At 68.4% G+C, this 22,875-nt stretch carries 18 protein-coding genes; 8 read left to right on the top strand and 10 right to left on the bottom strand.

The features are described 5' to 3' along the window. Nucleotides 1-82 precede the first annotated feature (82 nt). From QQK45_RS13915 to QQK45_RS13875, 9 genes are all read right to left on the bottom strand, one after another. The gene (locus tag QQK45_RS13915) at nucleotides 83-1,003 is read right to left on the bottom strand and encodes a hypothetical protein (protein ID WP_284293774.1); all 921 of its coding nucleotides are present in this window, start codon (nucleotides 1,001-1,003) and stop codon (nucleotides 83-85) included. After that, nucleotides 993-2,327 carry an ISL3 family transposase gene (locus QQK45_RS13910; RefSeq protein WP_284292520.1) on the bottom strand — a complete coding sequence of 445 codons (1,335 nt, stop codon included), beginning with the start codon at nucleotides 2,325-2,327 and terminating at the stop codon, nucleotides 993-995. The genes QQK45_RS13915 and QQK45_RS13910 overlap by 11 nt, the downstream gene beginning before the upstream one ends. 370 nt (nucleotides 2,328-2,697) lie before the next feature. Beyond that, entirely contained in the window at nucleotides 2,698-3,900 is a 1,203-nt protein-coding gene (locus QQK45_RS13905; protein WP_284293772.1) for an acyltransferase family protein, read from the bottom strand. Next, nucleotides 3,875-4,924: an acyltransferase family protein gene (locus tag QQK45_RS13900; RefSeq protein ID WP_284293771.1), complete on the bottom strand. Its 1,050-nt coding sequence runs from the start codon at nucleotides 4,922-4,924 to the stop codon at nucleotides 3,875-3,877. Before QQK45_RS13900 ends, QQK45_RS13905 begins: the two co-directional genes overlap by 26 nt. Nucleotides 4,925-5,010: 86 nt before the next feature. Then, nucleotides 5,011-5,409 (bottom strand): polysaccharide pyruvyl transferase family protein, encoded by a 399-nt coding sequence (locus QQK45_RS13895; RefSeq protein ID WP_284293769.1) that lies wholly within the window; start codon nucleotides 5,407-5,409, stop codon nucleotides 5,011-5,013. Further along, on the bottom strand, nucleotides 5,370-6,257 hold the full coding sequence (locus tag QQK45_RS13890; protein WP_284293767.1) for a polysaccharide pyruvyl transferase family protein: 888 nt from the start codon (nucleotides 6,255-6,257) through the stop codon (nucleotides 5,370-5,372). Before QQK45_RS13890 ends, QQK45_RS13895 begins: the two co-directional genes overlap by 40 nt. 115 nt (nucleotides 6,258-6,372) lie before the next feature. Beyond that, on the bottom strand, nucleotides 6,373-7,467 hold the full coding sequence (locus QQK45_RS13885; RefSeq protein ID WP_284293765.1) for an acyltransferase family protein: 1,095 nt from the start codon (nucleotides 7,465-7,467) through the stop codon (nucleotides 6,373-6,375). Nucleotides 7,468-7,477: 10 nt separating this feature from the next. Continuing rightward, nucleotides 7,478-9,184, bottom strand: coding sequence for a CDP-glycerol glycerophosphotransferase family protein (locus QQK45_RS13880; RefSeq protein ID WP_284293763.1), 1,707 nt, complete (start codon nucleotides 9,182-9,184; stop codon nucleotides 7,478-7,480). Next, the gene (locus QQK45_RS13875) at nucleotides 9,181-10,968 is read right to left on the bottom strand and encodes a glycosyltransferase family 2 protein (protein WP_284293761.1); all 1,788 of its coding nucleotides are present in this window, start codon (nucleotides 10,966-10,968) and stop codon (nucleotides 9,181-9,183) included. Before QQK45_RS13875 ends, QQK45_RS13880 begins: the two co-directional genes overlap by 4 nt. Nucleotides 10,969-11,376: 408 nt before the next feature. On the opposite strand from QQK45_RS13875, the gene QQK45_RS13870 reads away from it, so the two are divergent. The 5 genes from QQK45_RS13870 (at nucleotide 11,377) to QQK45_RS13850 (ending at nucleotide 18,547) form a co-directional block, all read left to right on the top strand. Next, a complete protein-coding gene (locus QQK45_RS13870; RefSeq protein ID WP_284293759.1) occupies nucleotides 11,377-12,750 on the top strand; it encodes a bifunctional cytidylyltransferase/SDR family oxidoreductase in 1,374 nt (457 codons plus the stop codon). After that, nucleotides 12,747-14,447, top strand: a complete 1,701-nt coding sequence (locus QQK45_RS13865) for a CDP-glycerol glycerophosphotransferase family protein (protein WP_284293757.1) — start codon at nucleotides 12,747-12,749, stop codon at nucleotides 14,445-14,447. The genes QQK45_RS13870 and QQK45_RS13865 overlap by 4 nt, the downstream gene beginning before the upstream one ends. Nucleotides 14,448-14,766: 319 nt before the next feature. Then, a complete protein-coding gene (locus tag QQK45_RS13860) occupies nucleotides 14,767-16,620 on the top strand; it encodes a phospholipase D-like domain-containing protein (protein WP_284293755.1) in 1,854 nt (617 codons plus the stop codon). Beyond that, the gene (locus QQK45_RS13855) at nucleotides 16,617-16,766 is read left to right on the top strand and encodes a hypothetical protein (protein WP_284293753.1); all 150 of its coding nucleotides are present in this window, start codon (nucleotides 16,617-16,619) and stop codon (nucleotides 16,764-16,766) included. Before QQK45_RS13860 ends, QQK45_RS13855 begins: the two co-directional genes overlap by 4 nt. Further along, nucleotides 16,763-18,547 carry a CDP-glycerol glycerophosphotransferase family protein gene (locus tag QQK45_RS13850; RefSeq protein WP_284293751.1) on the top strand — a complete coding sequence of 595 codons (1,785 nt, stop codon included), beginning with the start codon at nucleotides 16,763-16,765 and terminating at the stop codon, nucleotides 18,545-18,547. The genes QQK45_RS13855 and QQK45_RS13850 overlap by 4 nt, the downstream gene beginning before the upstream one ends. Nucleotide 18,548: 1 nt before the next feature. On the opposite strand, the gene QQK45_RS13845 is transcribed toward QQK45_RS13850, so the two are convergent. Beyond that, nucleotides 18,549-19,460: a cation diffusion facilitator family transporter gene (locus tag QQK45_RS13845; RefSeq protein WP_284293749.1), complete on the bottom strand. Its 912-nt coding sequence runs from the start codon at nucleotides 19,458-19,460 to the stop codon at nucleotides 18,549-18,551. Nucleotides 19,461-19,528: 68 nt separating this feature from the next. Between QQK45_RS13845 and QQK45_RS13840 the strand changes: the two genes are divergently transcribed. Genes QQK45_RS13840 through QQK45_RS13830 form a run of 3 tightly spaced genes read left to right on the top strand, consistent with a single transcriptional unit; the run spans nucleotide 19,529 to nucleotide 22,868 of the window. After that, nucleotides 19,529-20,749, top strand: coding sequence for a CDP-glycerol glycerophosphotransferase family protein (locus QQK45_RS13840; RefSeq protein ID WP_284293747.1), 1,221 nt, complete (start codon nucleotides 19,529-19,531; stop codon nucleotides 20,747-20,749). Then, the gene (locus QQK45_RS13835) at nucleotides 20,746-22,227 is read left to right on the top strand and encodes an acyltransferase family protein (protein WP_284293745.1); all 1,482 of its coding nucleotides are present in this window, start codon (nucleotides 20,746-20,748) and stop codon (nucleotides 22,225-22,227) included. The genes QQK45_RS13840 and QQK45_RS13835 overlap by 4 nt, the downstream gene beginning before the upstream one ends. Then, nucleotides 22,224-22,868 carry an SGNH hydrolase domain-containing protein gene (locus QQK45_RS13830; RefSeq protein WP_284293743.1) on the top strand — a complete coding sequence of 215 codons (645 nt, stop codon included), beginning with the start codon at nucleotides 22,224-22,226 and terminating at the stop codon, nucleotides 22,866-22,868. Before QQK45_RS13835 ends, QQK45_RS13830 begins: the two co-directional genes overlap by 4 nt. The last annotated feature ends 7 nt before the right edge of the window (nucleotides 22,869-22,875 follow it).

Genomic DNA, 22,875 nt, shown 5'->3' with positions numbered 1-22,875 from the left:
ACCGATACCCGCACGGGTGCCGTGACGCGCGAGGGCCCCTCTCCGGCGGAGAGGGGCCCTCGGCTGCACGACGGACGCGCGGCTACTTCACGTCGACGTGATCCTTGTTCGACGTCGCCGCCGCGTAGGTGCTCGTCCCCGCGAACGTCACCTGCCACGTGCCGTCGACCGACTGGGCGAGCTTCTTGGAGAACTCACCCTTCGCGTTCGTCGTCACCGTGGCCATCTTCGTCGCACCCTTCGGACCGACCGGGTTGAACCACACCGTCAGCGTCTTGCCGTGGTACGACGTGTAGTGCGCCTTGCCTCGCACGGACGTCGCGTGGGTCAGGCGGCCCGCCACGGTCAGCCTGGAGCCCTTCTTCGCCGGCTCCGGCCCCGCGTTCAGCGTCAGGTGCGTCTTCTTCTTGGCCACCACCACGTTGTCGCCGTTCGAGCGCACTGCCGCGTACGACGACGTGCCCGCGAACTGCGCGCTCCACACGCCCGTGGTCTTCGCCGTGAACTTCTTGGCGAACCGGCCCTTCGAGTCCGTCGTCACCGTGGCGACCTTGGCGCGCCGCGCCTTGCCCGCGGGGTCGAAGTAGACGTCGACCTTCTTGGCCTTGTAGACCGTGTCCTTCTTGGCGGTCTGGCTGTAGTGGGTCAGCGCACCGGCCACGGTGATCGTCTCGCCGTAGGCGGCCGGCTCGGGCGACGCGTTGACCGTGAACGCGGTCGGCAGCTTCACGTGAAAGCGCGCGGTCACGTCGACGAACGGGTCCACCTGACCGCTGTAGACGTCGGAGATGGTGCCGTCGAAGACGCCGACCTCGGCACCCCAGCTTCCCACCGGAGTGTCGGACTCGAGCGGGAAGGAGGTGCTGAGCGACTTCGCGCCAGGCGCTCCGTCGAGCGGCACGAGCACGACGTCGTCCGAGTCCCACGGCCCGACGACGACCGCCGCGACTTCACCCTTGACGAGCGCGCGGCTCAGCGTCGCCTTGACCGGCTCATGGGACATCCGGTGGGGGCTTGAGGTCGAGTCCGCCGGCGGCGAGGAGCATGCGGAGGCGGTAGTTGTCGCGGTTGCGGTAGCCGCGGGCGAGGCGGCGGTGGAGTTCGATGAGCCCGTTGATGGCTTCGGTGGGTCCGTTGTTCTGGCGGCCGGTGGTGAAGTAGGCCAGGAATGCCCCGGACCAGCGCCGCAGGGTCCGGCCGAGGCGTGCGACTTCGGGGATCGGGCAGGTGTGGAACGAGTTCAGGACCTTCTCGGCGCGCTTGCGGCCCTCGGCGAGGTCCGCGGCGCGGTAGGCGGCGCGTAGGTCCTGGGCACACTGCCACGCGACGAACACTTCTTCGTGGGCCTCGTTCGCTTCGATCGCACGGGTCAGGCGCGCCCACTGCTTGTCGGTGAGGTTCTCGGCCCCGGCACGCAGGATGGTCTGGATCCCCAGCAGCGGGTCGCCCTTGCGTCCGCGGTGCCCGGTCGTGGTCTGCTGGACGCGGCGTCGGACCTCGTCGACCACGGCGGTGCCGAGCTTGACGACGTGGAACGCGTCCAGGACCGCGGTCGCGTCCTCGAGCTGTTCGTCGATCGCGGACTTGTAGCCCCCGAACGGGTCGAGCGCGGCGACGCCGATCCCGGCCCGGAAGCCTTCGCCGCGCTCGGTGAGCCAGTCGACGTAGGCCTTCTTCGATCTGCCCGGGACCAGGTCCAACAGGCGGGCGTGCACCCGACCCCCGCCGTCGCGGGTCAGGTCGACCATCCCAGTCAGCTCCTTGGGGCCCTTGGTGCGGCGGTCACCGTGGTGCCACACGTGCTCGTCCACACCCAGCGACGTCACGCTGGCGAACCGGGACTCATCGCCCGCCAAGTCCTCCAGGACCGGCCTGACCGCGCGCCACAGCGTCTTCCACGCGACTGCGAGGCGGCGGGCCAGACCAGCGATCGTCGCGTGATCATGACGCAGCTGCCCGATCGCCCAGATCACCGCCCGGCGCGTGAGCGACCCGCGCGGGCGCACCAGCGCGCGATGCTGCTCGACGAAGGCCCCTACGCCGCATCCCGGGTCCGGGCACCTCCAGGTGCGCTGACGCCACCGCACGACCACGGGCTGTTCACCGGGCACGTCGTGCAGCACCCGCACCCGCCGACCGCGCGCCTCGGCCACGACCCCGCAAGCCGGACAGCCCATCACCTGTGACGGTGTGGAGACCGTGACCGTCAACCGCGTCGGGCCACGCTCGACACGCTCGACATGAACACCCTCGACACCCAACAGGGCATCACAGCGCGGGCACGGCTCGATGGTGGGTGCGCCGACACACCCCGTAGCGTTGGACAACGTCGAGGTCCTCGAGAAGAGCAGAGAGCTTGGTCGCCTCTGATCCTCGGGGACCTCGACCCCATCACTCCAGCACCACGCTCACCGGCGAGCCGCCCCCACCCGATGTCCCATGAGCCCCTTGACCGTGAGAGTGCGGGTCGCGTGGGGCTTCAGGACAACGTCCGCAGCCGAGACGTGAACGCTCAGCGGGACCGGCGAGGCCGTCCCGTCTGCCGCCACTGCGGGCGCCATCGTGCCCGCGAGCAGCAGACCTACGGCCGCGGATCCCGCGGCAACGATCCGTCGAATCATGGATCCTCACTTCTTCGTCCCGCTGTTCCCCCCATGGGCCCGTGACGCGGAACGGTGGACGGATCCTATGTCACCGTCAGGCAGGCTCCGGCGCTCGGCGCAGAAGCCAACCCGTGGGCGGGCGCACCATCCAGTGGGTCGCTCGCTCGACCAGCGGCGATCCAAGGAAGGCCGCGAGGACGACGCCGGCTATCGCGGCGGTGACGGTGCCCGCCGCGCCCCACGCACCCCCGGGCAGGCTCTGCAGATTCAGGGGAAAGATGATCGCCGCCTGCAGCAGGTACACGGTCAGCGAGTTCCGGCCGACAACCGTGCACCAGGTCTGTGCGCGCGACGTGACCGCGAGGACCGCTGCGGTACCGGTGATCCCGATGGCGAGGAGGAGGAGCCGGAGCAGTGCGCCGTCGAGCCAGCCATGGCCCGCCGACTCGTAGGAGCCACGCAGGTAGAGGTCGGCGTGCGCCAGCCTGGGTGAGTAGATCCACGCCGGGATCGCACCCAGGACGAGCACTCCTGCACCGACCCACCGCGCCCACGTCCGTCTCAGGATCTCGAAGTACTCAGGTCGCAGCACGAGGCCGAGCACGAAGTACGGCAGGAACCCGAAGATCCGCCCCAGCGTGAAAGTCGTGCCCAGCGATGAGTCCAGGGGCACGGTCACGAACAGGATCACCGCGAGGATGAACGGGTACCGCAGCACCCGCAGAATCGGTGTGGCGAGCCGCCACACGAACAGGGCGAGCAGGAACCACAGTGCGAACGAGGGGTTGAAGAGCTTGACCGAGAAGCCGCCCGTGACGAGCCAGCGCTCGACCTCGTGGATCGTCCGGAAAACGACGTACGGCACGAGCAGCGTCGCGACGAGCGCCTTCGACTGACGCGCGCTCGCGGTGAACGACTTCGACAGGTAGCCCGAGATCAGCACGAACGCCGGCATGTGGAACGCGTAGATCCACGTGTAGAGCGCGTCGGACGATCGTGTACCCATCTGCTCGATGAGGTGTCCCACGATGACGAGGGCGATGAGGATCGCGCGCGCATTGTCGAACCATGGGTCGCGTGGCTTGTGTGGTTGGAGGCCCCCGTCCTCGGCGAGCGCAGGCTCGGCAGGGGGATCGTCTGAACAACAGTCATCGACTTCACGGTAACGCGAGTACCGCCGCGTACACGGCGGCTGGAAACACGGTGGGTGTCGCTCGCTCTGGGCACCCCACGCACCGGTGCAAGGTGGCGAGGCGCACGCTCGGCACGCGTTACACCGGCTGCGGTGCCTTCTCACGCGCGAACAACCACCCTGTCGGGGGCCGAACCAGCCAGCGGGTGGCGCGCTCGACCCACGGCGAGCCGAGGAGAGCGGCCCCGGTGAAGCCGGCGACCACTGCGGCGGCGGTGACATACCAGTCCCAGTCGCCGTGGAGGGTGCCGTTCAGCTTGAGCGGGAAGATCAGGGCTGCCTGCAACAGGTAGACGGTGAGGGAATTGCGCCCGACCACGGCGAACCAGTGCGATCCACGGGGCGTTATCGCGAGGATCGCCGCGCTGCCCACCAGGCCGCCGATCAGGACGACCAGGTGGTGCGCGGGGCCCGAGATCCAACCTTCGCTCAGCGAATGGTACGAGCCGCGGAGGTAGAGATCACCCCGGCGGACGACAGGCGCGACAACCCAGGCGACCGCGAAGCCAGCGGCGAGCACGACCGCGCCGGCCCAGCGCACCACGGTTCCGGAAAGCAAGCGGAGGTGCCGGTGCTCGAGCACCAGACCGACAACGAAGTACGGCAGGAGCCCGAAGACCCGTCCGAGGCTGAACGTCGATCCGAGCGACTGATCGAAGGGTGCAAGGACGAAGAGCACCACCGCGAAGAGGGCGGGGTAGCGCAACACCTTCAGTACCGGGGTGAGCAGCCGCCAAACGGCAAGGGCTAGCAGGAACCACAGGGCGAACGAAGGCACGAAGAGCTTCAACGAGTAGCTCCCGGTCACCCAGTAGCGTTCCAGCTCGTGGATCGCGCGGAAGACGACGTAGGGCACAAGCAGGGTCGCGACGAGCGCGCGCGACTGACGCGGACTGGCGGTGAACGACTTCGAAAGGTAGCCGGAGACGAGCACGAACGCCGGCATGTGAAAGGCGTAGATCCAGGTGTAGAGGGCGTCCGCTGATCGCTGGGACATCTCCTCGACGAGGTGCCCGACGATGACGAGGGCGATGAGGATCGCGCGTGCGTTGTCGAACCACGGGTCACGCTGCTTCGCGGGCCTGGCGGTCGAGCCGACGATCGCGGTCTCAAGGTTTGACGCAGTCACCGGCTCACACTAGCGGTCGCACAGTATCAGCATGAACGTGCACGACCAGCGTAGTTATGCATGCGACGAGCGGCACCCGTGGGAGGTCATCCCCTCCTAGAGACGACCGGTTTGGTCCGACGCGACGCCCTGATCGACCGGTCGAAGGCGCGGGCGCTGTCTCTCTCGTCGAAGACGGTCTCGAAGCCGTTGCGGTGGAGGAACTCGAGGTAGGTGGCGAACCGCTCGGGCTGGAGCCTGTTGAAGTCGGAGTAGTCGGACCGCTCGTAGAGCTCCGCTGCGGTGGGCGGCTCGTCGAAGCTGTCGATCAGGGAGTGCGGGATGCCGTGGTACTCCGCGAGCTCGAGGGTGCGGGTGTCGTGCGCGAGCAGGTGCGCGGGCGTCCCTGCGAGCAGTGCCGCGATGTTGCCGTGGAGCCGGCTCCCGAAGGCGAACCGCTGCTTCTTCATGGAATCGATCCACGCCCACGGGCTCGGGTAGTACAACAGCCGACCTTCACGGTAGAGCGAATGCTCCGTGTGGATCGGTGTCCGGGGGTCACGCTTCGTGAGGTCGAACGTGTCCTCATCCGTGATGATGAGACGGGCCGAACCAGAGTCCTGAACAGGGCTCGTGAGACGCGGGTAGAGCGCGGCGTTCCGCTCGACGATCCCCCCATGCCCGCGACGCGGTAGTCCACGTTCATCGAGACGCGGGAGCGTCGACTGAGGGGACGTCGCCCCTTGCTGATCCGTAGACCAGGACCCCAGGTGAACAGCGAGGGGCAACCGATGACGTCCACGCGGTCCGCGTCAAACCCCAGGGAGACCAGGTAGCTCTGAGTGATCGGGCCACGAACACCGATGCTCTCCGAGCGCTCGAGCACGGCCTTCACGAAGCGTCGAACGACGTCGTCGTGCCGTTCGAGCTTCGCGTCGTTGGCCGACGAGCTCGACCCCGTCCGCCCCATGCGAACGCGGCCGGTCTCTGGATCGACGGCGTCAACGGGCGCCTGCGCGCCGACGCCGATCACGGTCACCGGCATGTCGAGGCCTTCGACGATTCGCGTCAGCCCCTCGAGCCCTTCCGAGAACGAGACGCGGAAGGCGTTGGACATAGGGACGACGAACCGGTCGAACCGCTTGTTGACCTTGGCGAGCCACTCTGCCGGGTCCTCGAGCGAGTGGGCTCGGAAGGCACCCGCAGTGATGTCAGCCGACTCCGTGCTCAACGAGCGGTAGACGCCGTTGATGTAGAGGAGATTGCCGAGATTGCTCCCGATCCGCCGCGTCGACGTGATCGGGTCAAGGCGCTCACTAGGAGCTTGCGGCGAGCGGATCAGAATCTTCTTCACGGATCTCACCGTCTCCAGGTGGTTCTCGGATAGCCGCGGCACCGCTCACACATTCCATAGACCGAGGGCGGCACTTTTGGCAGCACAACCTAGCACATTTCGTAAGAATTACTTGTCACTCGTGAACGTTCCGCAGCCAACGTAGACGGGGTTCGACAAGGGTTCGCGTCAGCCACCTGACGGGGAGTATCGACGTCACCGCCGCAAGGAGGAGGGCGCTCCCGACGATCGCGATCGTCGGGAGCCAGCCCGTGCCGTTGCCGAGCACGTCGTAGCGCGTGCGCAGAACGTAGATGGGAACGAGATGCAGCATGTAGACGTACATCGTCGCGACGGCGCCCCACGCCGTGACGACAGGTATCACGCGGGGAACGACCGACACGACCGCAGCCACCAGCAGACAGGCCAGGCCGATGCAGCCAAGACGTACGAGACCTCCGTACCAATGAGCTTCGCCGATGTCTGCGAAATTCGACTGCGCTTGGAGCCAGGCCCGCAGCGCATGCTGCCTCGAGAACGACTCCGTGAAGATCGCGACGGCCAGAGTGCCGGCCAACACGACACCGGACACGACGCGCACGACCGGCAGCCGCAGGACGCGCAGGACCGGACGGATCGCGCCGTGGCGCGCCAGCGCCCATCCGAGCACGAAGAACGGCAGGAAGCTAAAGATCCGGGACGCGTCGAACTGCCAGCCGACACCGTCGAAGTAGCCCATCGTGCACGCCAGCATGACCGCCCAGAGCACCGGCCAGCGCACGCTCGCGAACAGAGGAACGCTCAGGCGCCAGACCGCGAGGGCGACGAGGAACCACAGGTGCCAGTACGGCGACGCGAGGTTGAGCACGAAGCCGCCCTCCACCCACCAGCGAAGGAGCCCCCAGAGCACGGAGAAGGTCACGTAAGGGACTACGAGCTGGCGTACCACGACCCAACCCCTGGACGGTGTCACCTCGTCGCTTCGAAGCACGATCCCGGAGACGAACGCGAACAAGGGAACGTGGAAGGCGTAGATCCACAGGTAGAGCCCGTACGCGAGCTGGTCATGAGTCCGCGCCTCCACCGAGTGACCGATCACAACCAGTGCGATCGCAACCCAGCGCAGCGTGTCCCACAGCGGCTCGCGGGCCGTGGCGCCCGCGCCGGATCCCGATGAGTCGGGCGACGACGAGGGTGTCGGGCCGGCGTCGGCGCGGGAAGCCGTGTCCACGGGCAAGGGGCTACGCCTTTTCCAGCGCAGGCGCGTCACCGCGAGGGACGAAGACAGCGTCCACGAACCGTCGCGCCGCGTGCCCGTCCTCGAGCGAGAGGTAGCCGTCGGTGAACGACGCGTACGCCCGAGCGTAGGTGGGTACCCACGTGTCGATCGTCCGAACAAGCTCGGCCACCTCGTCGCCGGTCGAGACGAACGGGCCCGGAGCGGTGGGCTCGAAGTCGAAGAGCCAACCCCGCCCCTGCTTGTACTGTTCGAGGTCAGGCACGAGGAAGATCATCGGCTTGCCCGTGACGCCGAAGTCGAACCGCAGCGACGAGTAGTCGACCACCGCGACGTCGGCCGCGAGGTACAGGTCCGAGACCTCCGGGTACGCGGTCACGTCGATCACGTTCGCACCGAACCGGCGGCTCTGCCCGGACCGCGCGTTGAAGGCATGCCCCCGCACAAGCAGCCTCGCGCCGTCGCCAAGAAGTTCAGCGACGTGGCGGACGTCGAGCGTGTCGACGAACGGCGCCGTGTGCCCGTCAACCGACGTCCAGTCCCGGAACGTCGGGGCGAAGAGGACCACCCGCTCGCCCTCAGCAATCCCCAACGAGCTTCGCACCTCGGCACGGAGCGTGTCGGCACGCTCGGACCGGAGCACGTCGTTGCGGGGGTACCCGATCTCGAGAACCTCGCCGTCGTAGGCGAACTCTTTCGTGAGGTAGGGGGTCGCATAGGGAGCCGGCGACACGAGATAGGACCACTGCTCGGCACGCTTGTCGTAAGACTCGATCTGCTCAGCGGAGAAGCCGGCCGTCGTCCAATAGCCGTGACCCATGGCCTTGAAGGGATAGCCGTGGAACGTCTCGACCACCACCTGCCCCGGCGGCGCGTCGTGATAGGCAGGCTGATACATGTTGTCGATGTAGTACTTCGCCGAGCGGAGGAGCTCGTACCACCGCGCGCTGTTGTGGAGTACCCGCTCGACGCCGGGCGGGCTCCAGACCGACTCGTCACGGACCGCCCAGTAGATCGGCAGCGTAGACCCCCGCCGCAAGAGCTCCTCGGTGATCGCCAGACCATTGCACGTGACGGTCTCCGCGAAGTAACTCCGAAGCAGAAGTCCGTCCAGGTCGGCTTCCTTGACTACGGTCGCCGCCGTCGACTCCTGCAGCCGACGCTGGTGGAACGCCCCGCGCTCGTCCGGCGAGAGCGCGGCGCGCACGGACAGATGCACGCAACCGGACTTCGAGACCAGTCCGCGATATTCCGACAGTCCGTCTTGGTGGGTGTGCGGGACGCCGGCGACGTAGCTCGGATCCGTGAGCAACGGGATCCGACGCACTGTCCCGGTGGCGTCGACGCACTCGAACTCGACGTCGTAGCCACCGACGGGGATGCCGACGGCGGCGAATCTGCCGTTGTCGTATCGCAGCGGCACGCACGCCCGCCAGTACGAGCCGACTCGGGCCAGCTCGGTGCGGAACTCCCTTGTCCGGCTTCGCAGCACTATCGCCCCGTCGGTCCAGGCCGTCCAGCCGACCACACGGACGGCGATCTTGCAGGACGACCCGTCGAATTCGAGCTGCGCCAACCTGGCCTTCAACGCCTCGTCGATGAAGGTCAGGTTCCCGGCCCTGCTCGCCCGATAGCTGCCGCCCGCCCCGTCGGCGCAGTCGTCCTCGCGACCCGACCACGAGATCGACTGCTCCCTTCCCGCGGACGTCACGGCCCGGACGAGCCAGGGGCCTGCCGCACGACCTGCGCACCCTCTGGGGTCGGGAACTCCAGGACCACGTGCAGCGTCCCGTCGTCATTGGGCGCCAGCACCGCGTCGACCGTCTCGTTCCCGTGCTCGCGACGCGCGACCACGGCCACGGGAGTCCTCCCCTGCGTGCTCGTGACGTCGAACTCGAGCCGCCGCTCGACCCGAAGGACGTTCGACGCGCGCTGCGCGGGCCGCGAGACGCTCAGCACCAGCGGATCCGCAGCCGTCGCGCGAGGCGCAATCGCGATCTTGGCGCCGCCTGCGCTCAGCATCGGCCCGAGCTGGTCCGGCGAGCCCCAGCGGTTCACCTCGGTGACGCGTACGCGTCGCAAGGAACCACCATCGGTCTGCAGCTCCAGGTCCAGCGACACGGCGCCCTTGGGGCCCGTGACGAGCCCTGCGACGTCCGAGAGCGGCACCGCCGCTCGAAACCCCACCGCCGGTGCGGCCGCGTCCCACGAACCGGAGGACGGCACCAGGTCCGGGTCGTCGGACTCACACGCGACGATCCGAGTCTCCGACCCGTCCGGGCCGGTCACCACGAGGTGGACCACCTGCCCGTTCTGTCGGTAGTCGACACCCTGGAGGTACGCGAACCCGGCGACCTCCAGCTCGTCGGTGTCGGCGAGATGGCGCAGCTGACGTACCTGGTGCCGCACGAGGAGTCGGTCTACCGGCCAACTCCGCGCCTCAGCAGGCAGGTGGAACGGATGCCCCTCGGGATACCGCGTGCGCCACACGGCCGTGCTTCCCCGCAGGTCATACGAATCGGCCTTGGCCTCGTAGAGCCCTGCTGAGCGGGCGTTGAGGAGTTCGTCCTGCTCATCCCGACGAAGCAGTTCGAGCGCAAGACGGCGCGCAGGCGGCACATCGCCCTCGACTGCGAGGCCACCACGGGAGTCGAGCTCGAGCAGAGTCTCCCGCAGAAGAGACCAGTACTCGGGATCGGCCACGGACGGGCTGTTCAGGTACCAGTGCACGTGCGTCGCGTAGACCGTGAGGAGCCACGCCCGGACCACCACGTCATCGACAGAGAGCTCCTCGAGTTTCTCGGCCGTCAGAGTCCAGGCCGCGATGCGATCGCGCAGGTCCTTGAGCGTGTGGGTCTGCTGGCTGATGGACGAGTTGTCGTCTCGCGCCCGGTAGTCGTAGACGCAGACGTCGAGCGAGACGACCCGCCGTGCCCGCAGCATCATCTCCGTGACGACGGGCTGGTCCTCGTACGCGACGCCCTCACGGAACCGGTAGCCCCCGGCATCCCAGAAGGTTCGGGAGTAGATCTTCCCCCACGTGTAGTTGTTGCGGAGCAAAGGGAGGTGCTCGTCGACGCGGTCGACCGCGACTAGCTCGGCATGCGCCTCTCCGACCCACTGCGGGATCCAGGACCTCGTAGCATTGAAGCGTTGCGGGTACCCGACCGCGATGTCCGCCTCGTGCTTTTCGAGAGCTTGGGACAGGTGGCGGATCGCGTCCCGGGGAAGTCGGTCGTCAGAGTCGACGAACACCAGAAACGCGCCGGTGGAGTGCTCGATCCCCGTGTTCCGAGCCGCGCCGAGGCCGCCGTTCGCCTGTCTGATGACCTTGATGCGACGGTCGGCACGTGCATGGCGTGCCGCCACGGCCCGCGAGTCGTCGGTCGAGCCATCGTCGACGACGACGATCTCGAGGTAGCGGAACGACTGCGTCCGGATGCTCGAGAGGCACTCGTCGAGATACCGCTCGACGTTGTACACGGGCACGATCACGCTGACCTTGCGCTGCCAGGCTTGCCGTTCGGTCTGACGGCGAGCGATGCGCGCACGTACTGCCCGCGTCAAACGACGTGGCGCGCGCATCGCGCGATGCACACCAGTGCTCACTGTGACTACTCCATATCCCGCGCAGGGGTACGGGCGACGGAACACGTCGCCCGGATCGCACGTCTCTCGGCCGCGGTCATGCAACGCACAGCGAGCCTCTGATCCCTTCGGCGTAGAGGATACCGGTCAGTCACTCCCTGTTAACCTGTGCCCGTCCAAAGGGGGCCCGCCGAGTGCGAGGCGGGCGTCTCGGCATGAGTGCGCGTCAAGTCGTCGGGAGTCCAGAGTGCGAACGTACGGTGTGGTCCTAGCGGGGGCGTCGGCGCGCGCCTGGGACTCAGTGTTCCGAAGCAGATGGTGAAAATCGCCGGGAAGACGATCCTCGAGCACACGGTCGAGACACTAGGCGCCTCACCCGAGATCGACGAGCTCATCGTCATGATCACGCCCGGCTGGTCGGAGCAGGTCGCGACGCTGCTGGGCGACCGCTACCCCAAGGTCATGCGCATCCTCGAGGGCGGCTCCACCCGCAACGAGACCACCCGCAAGGTCCTGGAGGCGCTCGGGACCGAGGAGTCGAAGGTCGTCCTGCACGACGCGGTCCGCCCCCTCCTCGACGCGCGCATCATCACCGACTGCGTCCGGGCGCTCGACAACTACGGCGCTGTCGACGTCGTCATCCCGTCTGCCGACACGATCGTGACCGTCGACGAGGACGAGATCATCACCGCCATTCCGAACCGCGCGTGGCTCCGCCGCGGCCAGACCCCGCAGGCCTTCCGCCTGTCGGTGCTCCGCGACGCCTACGCGAAGGCGATGGACGACCCCTACTTCAGTGCGACCGACGACTGCGGCGTCGTCCTCAAGTACCGGCCCGACGTGCAGATCAAGTGCATCACGGGCGCCGAGCACAACATCAAGGTCACGCACCCGGTCGACCTGTTCATCGCCGACAAGCTCTTCCAGCTCGCGTCGCACACCGCTCCGCGGCGCACGTCGGCGCAGCTCGCAGAGGCGCTCGAGGGCAAGACCATCGTCGTCCTCGGCGGCTCCTACGGCATCGGCGCGGAGATGGCCCAGATCGCGCAGAACGCCGGCGCGAACGTCGTCGCTCACGGGCGGTCCACCACCGGCCTGCACGTCGAGAACGCCGACGCCATCGAGGCCGCGCTGGCCGCGGTCGAGAAGGAGCACGGCACGATCGATGCGGTCGTCCTGACAGCGGGCGTGCTCCGGGTCGGACCGCTCCGCGAGACCACGACCGAGCAGATCACCGAGACCATCGGCGTCAACTACCTCGCCGCTGTTCACGTGGCGCGCGCCGCCCACGACTACCTGGCGCGGTCGCACGGACATCTCCTGTTCTTCACGTCGTCGTCCTACACACGTGGCCGTCAGAACTATGCGCTCTACTCGTCGAGCAAGGCCGCAGTCGTCAACCTCACCCAGGCGCTCTCCGAGGAGTGGGCGTCCGAGGGCATCAAGGTCAACGTCGTGAACCCCGAGCGCACCGAGACCCGGATGCGCCTCAACGCGTTCGGCCAGGAGCCCGCGGGAACGCTGCTCAGCGCGGAGGAGGTCGCCGTGGCGTCGCTCGAGACCATCACGTCGGACGTGACGGGTCTCGTCGTCGACATCCGCCGCGACCAGAGCGCGGCCACCGAGGGCGACGCGATCGCGAGCGTGCTCGAGGAGACCGAGCGAGAGCTGGAGCAGCCGCGCTCGTGAATACCGGCCGTCTCCGCGTCGCGCTGGCCTTCGCGCAGCAGCTCGGCGCCACCGGGCTCGTGCTCAACCTCCTCGCCTCCGCGGCACTCGTGTGCTCGGTCGCCGGTGCGCCCACGGCACCCGTCGTGGTGCTCTGGTGCCTCACGGCCGTGGCCCTCGTGCTCCTTGAGTGGACCCGGCGCGGCCAGGTCCTTCGGGGCCGCCAGGGGCTCGGCGACTTCGTCGTGGCCCGTCTTGCCGCCGCTGCCTCTGCGCTCGTCATGAGCAGCCGCACCGGCGTCGAAAGCGTCCTTGTCGTCGCGACGTCCTTGGTCGTCGCCGTCGTACTGTGCGAGCCCGTCCTGCGACGTCTCGCGGGCCGTGGGAACCCCATCGCTGCCAACCTCCCCGGCGCCGCCACCACGCCGGACCCGATGTTCGGCTACGGCTTCACTTTCCTCGCGGACACGGTCGCGGTCGTCGCCCTGTGCGTCACTGCCGCTGCCGGGCTGTCCGCTGTCGTCCCCCTCGTGCTCAGTGTGGCGGCAGCGCTGCTCCTCGTCGTGGCTACAGGCGACGCCCTCCGTCGCTTCGTCGCACGGCGGCGGACGGAGCACCGCCTCCCGGACGTCCTCGCAGCGCACGCACCGACGTTCGCCCTGCACTGGCAGGCGGCAGCGGGCACCGCGTACCAGGTGGGCATGTGGCTCCCTTACCTCGAACGCCTCGGGAAGCCCTTCGTCGTCGTCGTCCGCACCGGCGTCAACCTGCGCGAAGCCGCAGCGCTGACCCAGGCCCCGGTCGTCCTGAGGAGCAGCCCCGAGGACCTCGACGACGCGATCGTCCCGAGCCTCAAGACCGTCTTCTACGTCAACAACGCGCCCCGCAACTCGCACATGGTCCGCTACCCCGAGCTCACGCACATCCAGCTCAACCACGGCGACTCCGACAAGGCCCCCAGCTTCAACCCGGTCTTCCGGATGTTCGACAAGGACTTCGTGGCCGGGCAGGCCGCGATCGACCGGTTCGCTGCCAACGGTGTGCACGTCTCCCCCGACCTGTTCACGATCGTCGGCCGCCCCCAGGTCGAGGACGTCGAGATTGCAAAGAGCCCCATCGCTGACGTCGAGCGCCCGACCGTCCTGTACGCGCCGACGTGGGCCGGCTTCAACGTCGACTCGGCCTACTCCTCGCTCGGTGTCGGCGTCGAGCTCGTGCGGGCCCTCGTCGCCCGCGGCTGCGACGTCGCTTTCCGTCCGCACCCGTACGCACGCCGCACGCCGCAGTTCCGGAACGCCTGCGCTCGGATCATCGAGCTCCTGGACGCCGAGAACACGGCCGGGCGCGGGCGCCACATGTTCGGGACCGAGGCGGAGCAGACCATGTCCGTCACGGACTGCTTCAACCGGTCCGACGCGATGGTCTCGGACGTCTCGAGCGTCGTCGCCGACTTCCTGTACTCGGAGAAGCCGCTCGCGATGGTCGCCGTCTCCGCCGATGTCGACCGGTTCCCCGACGAGTTCCCGCTCGCCAAGGCGTCCTACGTCATCGATGCGCACGCCGGCACGCTCCGCGGGCTCGACGGCGTCCTCGACGCCATGCTCGGCGCGGACCCTATGCGCGACGAACGGCGCAGCCTCAAGACGTACTACCTCGGCGACATCCCCGCGGAGGGCTACGCCCAGCGCTTTCTCGACGAGGCCCGCGCGTACGTCTGACGGCGCGCATCGAGCGCCCCCGCTGAGACGCGCCTGAGGCGACCGAACGTCACCTATACTTCGGCATACGTGCTCGGAACGTCCCCTGCGCGCGGTGATCCGTCCTTGCAGGGGGAAGCACGTGAGTTCTACCCGTCATGCCCGTGCGCGCCGACTCGTCTCGATCGTCGCGGCAACACTCGTCGCCCTCGGTCTCACGACCGCCGGCCTCGGCGACGTCCTTCCCGTCGGCGACGTCTCGTCCGCCGAGGCCGCAGTCGCGCCCGCGCCGAAGGCATCGCTCACGGCCTCTGCCCGGACGTTCGGCACAGGAACCAGCATGACCCTGACCGCGAAGAGCAACGCGACCGCGAAGTCCAAAAAGGTCGTGCTGCAGGCCCACGCGACGGGCACGCCATGGAAGACGCGCTCGACGCGGACCATCGCTGCGAAGACCACCTCGACGACGTTCCGGCTGGTGCCGCCGTCGGCCGCCGTCGCGTACCGCGTCGTCGTCAGCACGAACGTCGGCAGCAAGACGCGCAAGGCCACCTCGAAGACCGTGGTGCTGCAGTGGAAGAAGCCCGCCCTCTCACTCACGTCCGCCCCGAAGAAGTTCCTCGCGGGCAAGAAGATCACCGTCACGGGAACCGCGGTCCGCACCCCCGCCACGACGAAGCTGCGCCTCCAGCGCAAGGTCGGGTCCCGCTGGACCACGGTCAAGACCGTCACCACGAAGAAGGCCAACAGCCCCTTCACGCTGGCCTGGACGACACCGAAGACAAGCTCGTCCCTGACGCTGCGCGTCGTCACCGTCAAGAAGAGCCACGCACCGGCCGCCACCTCGGCGACCTGGAAGACGACCAAGGGCAACGCCGTCTCGATCAGCTCGTCCCTCTCGCGGACCACGTTCCTCAAGGGTCAGAAGACGAGCATCAAGGGCACCGCGACCCGCGTCGGCAAGAAGGCCAAGGTCGTCCTGCAGGAGAAGCACGGGTCCACCTGGAAGAACGTCACCTCGAACCGGACGACGAGCACGGCACGTGCCTACGCGTTCAGCGTCACCGAGAAGGCCGGCAACCACACCTTCCGCGTCGTCGCGCCCGAGACCAAGAAGACCGTCCAAGGCGTCTCCGCGCAGCGGACGCTCAAGCACGCGAGCTGCACCGCCGCCTCGACCCCGTCGGCGCTGTCCGTCTTCTTCACCGACAGCGCTCACCTCAACGGTAGCGGCGTCTCGACGAACCTCGCGCGCGTCATCTGCGCGACCGCGCCGAAGGCCACCGTCTCCGTCTCGCTCTACATCCTCCGCGACCAGGACAGCCAGGCGAAGCGCATCCTCGACGCCCTGCGGTACGTGCACGCCGAGCTCGGCGTGAAGGTCCGCTTCATCCTGGAAACGACGCACGGCGGAACCCCCGTCAGCGTCGCGAACGCCGTCCGCTCCTTCGCTTCGGTCACCACCTGCGACCAGGGCTGCACCAACACGGGCAAGGTCGGCGCGCACGAGCACGACAAGCTCCTCGCCATCAGCGACATGCGCTGGAAGTCGAGGACCGACCCTGTCGTCGTGCTGGGCTCGGCCAACTGGTCGAACCGTCAGCTCAACGAGTACTGGCAGTCGGCCACGATGTTCTACGACGACGCCACCATGTACCGCGACCAGGTCCAGAAGTTCGACCGCATGCGGACGTGCGGGGCGGGCCAGTGCTCCAGCATCAAGACGGTCGGCAGCCGCTCCTGGGTGAAGTCGTCGGCCGGCAACTGGGGCATCGCCGGCGACCCGGTGCTCACCGCCTCCGGCGGCAGCGGCGCGAGCTACCAGTTCTTCCCCTCGGTCACCGGCACCGACGACATGGTCAAGGACCTGCGCGCCATCACGTGCCGCCCGGGCGGCACGATTCGGGTCGGCATGTACCTGACGACGCCGCACCGCGCCAAGAAGATCGGAACCGAGCTCGGCCGACTCCGCAAGGAAGGGTGCGACGTCAAGCTGCTCGTCGGTCAGGGCAGCTCAACGCCCACCCCCAGCAGTCGATCGATGCCTTCACCAACTACGCAGGTGTCACACCTCAGTGCGTCCGCCTCATGCACATCAAGTTCACGGTCCTCCAAGGTGTCACGCGCGGCGGCAAGAGCGGGCAGACCGTCATCGTCGACGGCTCCCAGAACTGGACGTCGTCGGGGCTCGTGAAGAACGACGAGACCGTCTTCACGCTCGCCACGGACACCGCGACCTCGACCCGCGCCGGTCAGATCAAGACGCTGGCGTCCAAGTACGTCTCGCAGTGGAACACGATCCGGAAGCACGTGCAGAAGTGCGGGACGATCGCGCCGTGACGGCTCGGCTGGTCGGTCTCGTCCGGCCGCGCGCCAGCGAGCTGGCCCTGCTCGCGGTCCTCGTCGCCGCCGCGGCCGTCGCACTCGGTGCCGCGCTGGCAGAGAACGGCCCGCTCGTCGCCGTCGCGACCGTCGTCGGCGTCGGGGCCGGTGTGGCAGTCCGCCTCGGCGCCCGGACGGTCGACCGGCCCCTGTCTCGGATCTCGGCCGGGATGCCGACCCGACGCCTCGCACGGTCGGTGCCGGTCGTCCTCTTCGCCGCTCTCACCGTCCCTCGGTGGACGACGGTGGTCGTCGCGCTGGCCGCCTTCACCCTGGTCGCGCTCGGCGTCGTCGCGGAGGCCGCCCGATGGTCCCTGGACCTCGCCGCGGCCCGCACCCCCGTCGCCCGCAACCTGTCCGGTGTCGGCGGCCCATCGAGATCGCGCCGGAGAGCGCACGCCACCGTCCTGTGGTCGGCGGTCGCCGAGCTCGCCGTCCTCCTGCCGGTCCCGTGCGGCGCGTCCGGCTCCGTCGTCACGGTGCTCGCCCTCGCGGGCGTCGCCACGGGACTCGTCCTTGTCACCGGTCTCGCGCGAGCCGTCCGCGCGTCGGGCGAGGGGGCACGCCGGCACCGTCTTGCGGAGATCGCAGACGCGATCGACGCCCACGCACCCACGGTCGTGCTCGTCTTCTCCGGCGACGCCACCGCCACCTACCAGGCGGAGATGTGGTTCCCGACGCTCGAGCGGCTCGACCAGCGTGCTCTCGTCCTGCTGCGTGACCGCGCGGTCTTCGACACGCTCGCACCGACGGGCCTTCCCGTCGTCTGTGTACCCGACGCGCAGGACGTCATGTCCCTGCGGCTTCCGACCGCCCGCGTGGCGCTGTTCCCCGCGAACGTCGCCAACAACATCCACGTCCTCCGGTTGCCCCACGTGCTCTCCGCCTTCATCGGTCACGGCGACTCCGACAAGAACGCGTCGTACAACCCGTACAGCCGCGTCTACGACGAGATCTGGGTCGCGGGGCCGGCCGGCCGAGCCCGGTACCACGCGGCGCGCGTGGGCGTCCGAGACGACGACATCGTCGAGGTCGGTCGTCCCCGGCTCGACGAGCTGGCGCTGGCTCGTTCGACTCCCGCCGCGACGGGCGACGAGCCGACGCTGCTCTATGCGCCGACGTGGGAGGGCTGGGACCTCAGCCAGGACCACGCGTCGCAGCCCGGCATCGGGCTGGCCCTCGTGCGCGAGGCGCTCTCCCGCGACGACATCCGCGTCGTGTACCGACCGCACCCGTTCACGGGTCGCCGCTCCACGGCGGTCAGGCACGCCGACCGCGAGGTCGCGAGACTCCTCCGTCAAGACTCGGCCCGGCGCGCAGCGGAAGGCCGCCCGGTGCACGAGGTCGTCACGCCCGACCAGCGACCCCTCTACGACTGCTTCCGCGAGGCCGACGCGCTCGTCACGGACGTCTCGAGCGTGCTATCGGACTTCCTCGCGACCGGGCGCCCCTACGCCGTGACGAACCCGCGTGGCGTCGGTGCCGCCGAGTTCCTCCGACAGTTCCCCGCCGCACGCGCCGGCATCCTGCTCGGGCCGGACGGCTCGGGGCTCACCCGCCTGCTCGCCGTCGTCACCGGCGCGGCGGACGACGACCTCGCCCAGGTCCGCGGGACGCTGCGGCGCGAGGTCTTGGGCGACCCCACGACACCGGCTCAGGCACGGTTCCAGGACGCGGTCTCCCGGCTCGCAGCGCGAGCCGACGAACGCTCCACCGCGCTCCGTCTGAGCGCTCAGTAGGTCACGGTCGGCGCAGGTCGGGCTCCAGGTAGATCGTCCTCGCGATCGGCACCGCGGCACGCACGCGCGCCTCGGCGTCGTCGATCGCCTGCGCGATCTCGGCCGCCGACTCCGTCGCCGAGACCTCGATCTTCGCACCCACCAGCAGCTCCTCCGGGCCGAGGTGCATGGTGCGCAGGTGGATCACGGACGGAACGCCGTCGCCGACGAGGGCCTCGCGGATCGCCTTCACGTCGGCGGGAGTCGCCGACTCGCCCAGCAGCATCGAGCGAGTCTCGATCGCCAGCACGATCGCGATCACGACGAGCAGCAGCCCGATGGCTGCCGACCCGACAGCGTCCCAGCGGCCGTCGTCGGTCGCCAGGGTCATCCCCACGCCAAACAGCGCGAACACGAGACCGACGAGCGCCCCGAAGTCCTCGAGCAGCACGACGGGCAGCTCGGGCGCCTTGGCAGCGCGGATGTACTGGAAGACCGACTTCTTCCCGCGTGCGTGCTTCGACTCGCGCATCGCCGTGCGGAACGAGGTCCCCTCCATGACGATCGCGGCGAGCAGGACGGCGACCGGAACCCACTGCCACGAGTCGATCGGGTGCGGGTCCTCGAACTTGTGCCACGCCTCGTACAGCGCGAACAGGCCACCGAGCGAGAACAGCACGATCGAGACGATGAACGCGTAGAGGTAGCGCTCGCGTCCGTACCCGAACGGGTGCTCCTCGTCCGCGGCCTTGCGCGCCCGCTTGCCGCCCAGCAGCAGGAGGAGCTGGTTGCCGGAGTCCGCGAGCGAGTGCACGGACTCGGCGAGCATGGAGGACGAGTGGGTGAGCAGGTACGCGATGAACTTGGTGATCGCGATGCCGATGTTCGCGGCCAGTGCCGCGACGATCGCCTTGGTGCCGCCTTCGGTGGACATGAACGGAAGCGTATCGGGCTCGGATACGATGTCGGGGCTCATCCCCCGCTTCGAAGGACCGTCTACCTGTGCCTCTCCTGCGCGACTTGACCACGTTCTCCGACATCGTCAAGGACACGTTTGCGCGGCGTCGCGCACAGGCGACCTGGGACGCGCACCTGAGAGCGCATCCGGCGCCGAAGCCGGGCTCCGTCGAGGCAGTGATCTATTTCGCTGACGCCCCCGTCAATCTCTACCAGGTGCGCCAGTGGTACGAGCCGATGCGTCGCCTCGCGGCGCAGCACCCGACAGTGGTCCTGACGCGGGACGTGGTGACAGCAGCTGCCTTGGCACAGGAAGCTCCGCTCCAGGTCGTGCACCTCGTGACGCTCGCCGAGGTCGAGTCGTGGATGGCCGTCCAACGCGTCCGCCTGGTCTTCTACGTCAACCAGAACACCCGCAACTTCCAGATGATGCGGTTCCGGGACCCGGCGCACGTCTTCATCAGCCACGGCGAGTCCGACAAGGACTACATGGCGTCGAACCAGCTCAAGGCGTACGACCACACGTTCATCGCGGGCCAGGCGGCCTACGAACGGATCAGCAAGAGGCTCGTCGACTTCGACGTGGACAAACACCTGGTACGGATCGGCCGGCCCCAGGTCGACGTCGAGTACGCGGGCCCCACGCTGCCCGACGACGGCCGCACCGTCGTCCTGTACGCCCCCACCTGGGAGGGCGACCGGCCCAGCATGACCTACTCGTCGCTCCGTTCGCATGCTGGGCCCATGCTCGACGTGCTGCTCGCCACGGGACGACACCGTGTGATCTACCGCCCCCACCCCCGGACGGGCGCGTTCGACCCGGAGTTCAAGGCGCTCCACTCCGCCGTCGTCAGCAAGCTCGAGGCGGCGAACGCCGCCGACGCTTCCGCGCGGCACCTCGTGGACACCGACTCGCCCTTCGGTTGGCATCTTGCCGCAGCCGACGTGTGCGTCTGCGACATCTCCGCGGTCGCGTTCGACTGGCTCGCGACCGGCAAACCGCTCCTGCTCACCGAGCCGGCCTCGGGGCAGGCCGAGATCGACCGCCAAGGGCTCGCGGGCTTGGTCGACACGTTCGGTGCGGCCGAAGCGCCGCGGGTCCTCGACGTGATCGATCACGCCTCGACCCCTGAGACACGCTCGAAGTTCGATGCGATCGTCGAGCACTACTTCGGCGACGTGACGCCTGGTGCATCGATGCAACGCTTCCTCGATGCATCGGCTCGCATCATCGAGTCGCGTCATCCTGAGGCACCCGCTGCATGAGCGTCGTCGACGACTCCGAAGCTGCGCCGCGGACGGCCGCCGCAGACGTCGCTCCCCGCAGCACAACGCGTCAGCGGGCCGACATCCAAGCCCTTCGCGCCCTCGCCGTCACGCTCGTCGTGTTGTTCCACTTCTGGCCGGGCCGGATGCCCGGCGGGTACATCGGTGTCGACGTCTTCTTCGTGATCTCGGGCTTCCTCATCACGAGCCACCTTCTCCGCGAGGTCGACCGCACCGGCAGCATCGCGCTCGGCCGGTTCTGGGCACGGCGCGCGCGTCGACTTCTACCCGCCGCCTATCTCGTGATCGCCGCCTGCGTCGTCGTCACACTCGTGGCGATCCCGCACACCGACTGGCAGCAGTGGTTCCGCGAGTTCACCGGCGCCACGCTCTACGTCGAGAACTGGGTGCTGGCGGCCGACGCCGTGGACTACCTCGCGGCCGACAACGCCCCGTCGCCCGTGCAGCACTACTGGTCGCTGTCCGCAGAAGAACAGTTCTACCTCGTCTGGCCTCTGCTGGTGCTGGGTGCGGCGTTCCTGGCACGACGCGGTCTCCTCGGTCGCCGGCGGCTCGTCGCCCTCGTCCTGGGGGTGGCGACCGTCGCCTCTTTCGTGTACTCCCTGCGCGCCACGACGCACGACCCTTCGGCCGCGTACTTCGTGACGCCCGCGCGGGCGTGGCAGTTCGGTGCGGGCGCCCTGCTCGCCGTCTGGGCGGGTCGAACCCGCCACAACCTCCCGTCGGTACCAGCAGCATTCCGCGCGCTCGCCGCGTGGGCGGGGTACGCCCTCATCCTCCTCGGCGGGTTTGCGCTGTTCGACTCCTCGACACCCTTCCCGGGGACGGCCGCGCTCGTCCCGGTCGTCGCGACCATGGCCGTCATCTGGGCCGACGAGCCCGACCATCGGCTGGCACCCAACGCCCTCGCGCGACGGCGTCCCGTGGGTTACCTGGGTGACATCTCCTACTCGCTCTATCTCTGGCACTGGCCGCCGCTCATCATCATCCCGGTGCTCCTGGGGCACGAGCTCGGCCTCGCTGAGCGGCTCATCCTCCTCATCACTGTCGTGCTCGTCGCCGCCGGCTCGAAGCGCTACATCGAGGATCGAACGAGGTTCAGCCACCGCTTCGGTCTACAGCGCACCGGCGTGGCGCTCGGTGCGACTGCCGTCGTCGCGGCACTCCTCGCCGGCACCAGCCTTGCCGGCACCGCAACCGTCGACCGCGAGACGAAGCAAGCGACGGTGTCGACGCAGCAGTACCTGGCCCACCCCCTCCGTGCTTCGGCGCCGCCTCGATGGATCCTGAGCACCCCTGCACCAATGACGACCTCGCCGGCGTCCTCGTGCCCGCTCCCGAGGCCGTCTCGAGTGACTTCGCGAACTACCCAGGCTGCTGGGTCGACGTCGACCAGAGCGATCTCAAGAAGGGCTGCACCTTCGGCGCGGTCGACGACCCCCACGTCCCGCACGTGATTCTCGTCGGCGACTCGCACGCCCGGGCGTTGCTGCCCGCCTTCGTCGCGCTCGCTCAGGAAGGGAAGATCAGCGTCACCGCGCAGCTCAAGGCGACCTGTGCGTGGACGACCGGAAAGATGAACTACGACGACCCTGAGCGGTCACGCACCTGTGAGCAGTGGAAGGCACAGCTCGGGCCGTGGCTCGTGTCCCAGGCGAAGACGACGGATCTCATCGTGACCACCGGGTACCTCAAGACCATCTCGGGTGACGCCGAGCGCCGTGTCGACGACATGGCTGCAGCTTGGAGACCGCTCACCAAGCTGGGTGTGCCGATCGTTGGGATCGCCGACAACCCGTACCACACGTACCTCCCGTACAAGTGCCTGGCGAAGCTCGACGTCGTCCAAGCGGACAGCTGTGCCGTCTCGCAGAAGAAGGCGTTCCCGTTCCCCGACCCGTTCAAGGCGACCGCGAAGGTCGTGCCCGGTGCGAAGTCTCTTGACCTCACCGACTTCTACTGCCGCGATGACGTCTGTCCGTCCGTCATTGGCGGCGTCGACGTGTACCGCGACAACAGCCACATGACGACCACGTTCACCAAGACCCTGTCCCCGTACATCTGGCGCGGGCTGCAACGGCTCGACGTGCTGAACTGACCCATTC

It is taken from the genome of Luteimicrobium album (assembly GCF_030161555.1).
GTDB lineage: Bacteria > Actinomycetota > Actinomycetes > Actinomycetales > Cellulomonadaceae > Luteimicrobium > Luteimicrobium album.
Note: the sequence above shows the minus strand (reverse complement) of the source record. Positions and strands in the feature narration are given on the sequence as shown.

Excerpts from the sequence above, each read along its gene's own strand:
- QQK45_RS13915 (WP_284293774.1), bottom strand. The coding sequence starts at position 1,003 with ATGTCCCATGAGCCGGTCAAGGCGACGCTGAGCCGCGCGCTCGTCAAG.
- QQK45_RS13870 (WP_284293759.1), top strand. The coding sequence starts at position 11,377 with ATGGTGAAAATCGCCGGGAAGACGATCCTCGAGCACACGGTCGAGACA.
- QQK45_RS13860 (WP_284293755.1), top strand. The coding sequence starts at position 14,767 with ATGACCCTGACCGCGAAGAGCAACGCGACCGCGAAGTCCAAAAAGGTC.
- QQK45_RS13845 (WP_284293749.1), bottom strand. The coding sequence starts at position 19,460 with ATGTCCACCGAAGGCGGCACCAAGGCGATCGTCGCGGCACTGGCCGCG.
- QQK45_RS13835 (WP_284293745.1), top strand. The coding sequence starts at position 20,746 with ATGAGCGTCGTCGACGACTCCGAAGCTGCGCCGCGGACGGCCGCCGCA.